At 41.6% G+C, this 4,102-nt stretch carries 3 protein-coding genes; 2 read left to right on the forward strand and 1 reads right to left on the reverse strand.

Annotated elements, in window-relative coordinates:
- Positions 1-235: 235 nt before the first annotated feature.
- Positions 236-1,981 carry a glycosyl hydrolase family 18 protein gene (locus IFO66_RS23545; protein ID WP_225446024.1) on the forward strand — a complete coding sequence of 582 codons (1,746 nt, stop codon included), beginning with the start codon at positions 236-238 and terminating at the stop codon, positions 1,979-1,981.
- A gap of 102 nt (positions 1,982-2,083) precedes the next feature.
- On the opposite strand, the gene IFO66_RS23550 is transcribed toward IFO66_RS23545, so the two are convergent.
- The gene (locus tag IFO66_RS23550; RefSeq protein WP_192027457.1) at positions 2,084-2,527 is read right to left on the reverse strand and encodes a YgzB family protein; all 444 of its coding nucleotides are present in this window, start codon (positions 2,525-2,527) and stop codon (positions 2,084-2,086) included.
- 147 nt (positions 2,528-2,674) lie between these two features.
- On the opposite strand from IFO66_RS23550, the gene IFO66_RS23555 reads away from it, so the two are divergent.
- Positions 2,675-3,586 (forward strand): hypothetical protein, encoded by a 912-nt coding sequence (locus tag IFO66_RS23555; protein ID WP_192027455.1) that lies wholly within the window; start codon positions 2,675-2,677, stop codon positions 3,584-3,586.
- Positions 3,587-4,102: the final 516 nt, after the last annotated feature.

Genomic DNA, 4,102 nt, shown 5'->3' on the forward strand with positions numbered 1-4,102 from the left:
AGGGCTGAGAAGTTTACTTACTCGTTATGTAGAACTTTGTTAACCTTTTGGAACCGCCGTATGCGGACCCGCATGTACGGTGGTGTGAGAGGACGGGGGCTAGGCGCCCCCTCCTACTCGATTTTATATGCTAGGATCAACTTGATATATATGCGTCACAACTATTAATGAAGTATTGTTCTTAATGACGTAATGGCAGGATGTGATCACGTCTATATAGTAAAGAGGAGGAAATATGCGAAGAGATAACCGTAACAATCAATATTCAACTTATGCAGCTAGATCGAGTCGGCGCTCCAAGCGTGGAGGCTGTCTCTTTGTGCTTATAGGCTTAACGATATTGCTATTTAGTTTATGGCAAGGTTGGAAGGCATGGTCGCCTGATGATGCATATCCAAAGTTAAAGCCTTCCATTACCCAACCAATTACTTGGGATGGTGAGTACAGCCAGTATGGTGCTAGGGGGAAGGGGGAGCAATTATTGCTTCCACTTGCAGCTATACAAGAGAAGATTATGCCTCAAGCGATATATGAAGAGAAATCTGATCTTGTCATTTTAACGAATGATCACCATGTGGCAACGGTATCTATAGATGATGGAAGTGGCACATGGAATGGCAAGCCCTATAACTGGGGTGTTGCTGCAGAGCGTGTAAAGGGTGAAGTTTATGTGCCTTATACCATTCTAAAACAATTAGGTGTTGTGGATGTCCGTGAGTACAGTGACAATGACGTTGTTCATGTTATGCTGCCGGGACAGAAACTTCAATCCGCCAAAATAGTTGATGGCAATCATACTACTGATTCAGAAGTATCCGTTAAATTAAGAGAAGGCGCTGATGATAATGCGTCAGTCATTACAGAATTGAGAAGCTCCTCACAGGTATACGTGTGGAAGAGCGAAGGGGATTGGCGTCGGATTCAAGACGATCAAGGTCGGATTGGCTATGTAAAGCAAGATGAGTTAATTATGGGTGAACAATCAACGCTTCCAAATATTCCTCGAGTTAAGATGCCTGAGTTCGTGCAGAAGCAAACGCCAGTAGCATTAGCTTGGGAAGCTGTTTATAGTCGTAACCCTGATCCTGCTAAACTGCCACAGATGCCAGGCATTAATGTGATTAGCCCGACTTGGTTTAGTATTGCTGATGGTAGCGGGAAGATCGATGACAAAGCGGACAAGCGTCTTGTGGAATGGGCACATTCACAGCAAAAGTATGTATGGGGGCTATTCAGCAATAGTTTTGACCCCGAACGTACAACAGAAGCATTAGCTACTTATAAAAATAGAAGCTATATGACGGAGCAATTACTTGCATTTGTGAAGCAATATAATCTTGATGGGATTAATATTGATTTTGAAAATGTAAATGTAAAGGATCGAGATCAGCTTACCCAGTTTGTACGTGAGCTTACCCCTTTGTTGCGTAAGGAGGGGGTTGTTGTTTCTATTGATGTTACAGCTAAGTCTGGGAGTGGCAATTGGTCAAGGTTCCTTGATCGGGCTGAACTCGGGCGTTCTGTAGATTACATGATTGTAATGGCCTATGATGAGCACTGGGCTGCAAGCCCGAAGGCGGGATCTGTAGCATCTTTACCTTGGTCTCGTGAGGCTGTCACTCGAATTATGGAGGAAGACGGGGTGCCTGCTAGCAAGATGGTACTGGGAATGCCGCTTTATACACGAATTTGGACCGAAACGCTCAAGGATGGAGAAGTTAAGGTGACATCTAAGGCACTGGGGATGAAATCAACAGAAGAATGGATGAAAGAGCACAAGGCTAAGTCAGTGTATTCAGAGTCAACGGGACAGAATTATGCAGAAGTAAGTGAAGGGAATATAAAGTATCGAGTTTGGCTTGAAGATGAGACCTCTATTAAAGCTCGTTTGAAAATGGCGAAGGAGCTTGAGTTGGCTGGTTTCGGAGTTTGGGCACGTTCATTAGGTAATGAGAAAGCTTGGGAGCTATTGCAATACTAATAATTATTAAGAAGAGCCGTTCTCCGTTAAAGGGGAGCGGCTCTTGTTGTATTTGTTTTTATTCGTCATCATTCAATTGTTTCTTGAAATTGTGTAATATAATTATTGATGTTTTTTATTCAGAATGATATCAGATTGAGAAGTGTTGCTGTTAGTGAGTGGGGATTCGGGTGCAGATGGTTGTTCCTGCTCCGTTGTTTCCTCATATTCAGGGATATCCGTAGCTTGTGCAATATCTAAAGTGAGAATTGTACGGCATCCCATGCAGCGATCTGTTTTACCCAGCATCTTTGTTTGTCGGCCGCACTCCGGACATTGGAGCATAACAGCGCTGGTTGAAAGCATTCCTGCCCAAAAGTAAATAGCCACACTGGCTAGCAATAAAATCATACCGATAATCATAAAAACGGCCGCGAAAGGCTTACCTGCTTGTCCCCATTTTACAATGCCTGCTGTTCCCAAAATCATAATTCCCATTCCGACCATCGTCAGAACGAGGCCCCATAATCGAAATTCATTAATCTTGCTCGTTCGAAATACTCGCATCGTTGTGCGTGTGGTAAGATTCGTCATCGCTATGCTCTCCTATCGTTTGATCAGAATGATAGTACTTTAGAGAAGGAAAGAGACAATCTATGTAGAAGTATAAACTATCATTAGCTGTTAAAGAAAGCCAAAAAGTGTGGGATAATTTTGAGAAATGATATATTGCCATTAAATTTTTCAATTCAACATCTTTCCCAGGATGAAGATGTTAGTGGAATACTAGCAGTATACCGAAGCCAATTTGAAGATGATTGGCAATCTACACTAAACTGGGATTTGCTTCTCGTAGTAGTGGGTTCGCATTCTAATTATCAAGCATGGACACCAGTATATTTAGAAGGAAAAAGTAAATGTAGAATTGTACTTCTCCATTTAACTGTGGATGATTTATTGAGTGGCGATGTAATGGAACATGAAGAAATGAAGCATTGGCTGCTCTATGCTTCGGTGGAATTTGATCGTGATGGAGAAACGGAACAGTATCTTCGAGATTTTCTGAAGAAATGGGATAGTTATCAAGAACAGCGCATACTAGCGAAGTTTAGTGCATTCGTTCGAGCATACGTTGAATTGAAACGTTGTGTGGGGAGTGGGGCGTATCTTGATGCGTTTTCGGCAGCGGAGCAAGCGCTGTTGGAATTAGCTAGACTGTCTATTATCGAGCATGGGCAAATACCGAGTGCATCCTTGTGGCAGCATGTTAGGTTGCTTGATTTGGGTGTTCACAAGCTATATGAAGAACTTGTTATGAGTGCAGAAACATTGCATAAACGAGTGGAACTAGTATTGTTAGCTTGTGAATTTATTATTTCGACACGTATATACGTTTATTTAAATCCGCTTGTTCGTATTTTACAGGGATCACATAATGGTATGAACTTGTTAGAGTTATGCGAGCATCCGGAATTAATATGTATTGCGAATGATATGCCTGTGTTGTTGGAGAAGCTTGTGAGCCGAGGTTCTATAGCCTTATCATTGGTGGAAATGAACAATACGTTCTCTTCTATAGGTGCAGTGCCATATTATCGCTGGATAGACGAACGAACCCATGCGTGATGGTACGTTGGGCATGTTCAAACGTGCCTTTACTGCACTAGTAATAAGTTATGGTAATAGTAATGTGTATTTACCACAAACTGGACTTGATAAAGAGTTGACTTTCATTTGCGTTCTGTGATAAATTAAAACACGTCTTCTTCGGAAGTACACAAATGCAAGACGGACAAGCAGTCGCAAGACAATAGTTTGAATCGCTTCTTCAGTATAAGAGAGTGATTGTTTAGAGTGAAGGTTCGTTACGACTGACCGACATCGAAAACAAACTAAAAACTTTTTTGAAAAAAGTGCTTGACGGAAAATGAACGACATGATATATTATAAGAGTTGCTGCTGAGAAACGCGGCGAACGAGAGCGAAAGAAAACGAATCGTAAGATAAGTGTTCTAAGCCAAATTGTTCTTTGAAAACTGAACAACGAGTGAAACGTTTGATATAAGAAATTCAGCAATGAATTTCGTCAGCATTACAAATGAGCAAGTCAAACACTTTTATGGAGAGTTTGATCCTGGCTCA

It is taken from the genome of Paenibacillus arenosi, assembly GCF_014841135.1.
Classification (GTDB): Bacteria; Bacillota; Bacilli; order Paenibacillales; family Paenibacillaceae; genus Paenibacillus_B; species Paenibacillus_B arenosi.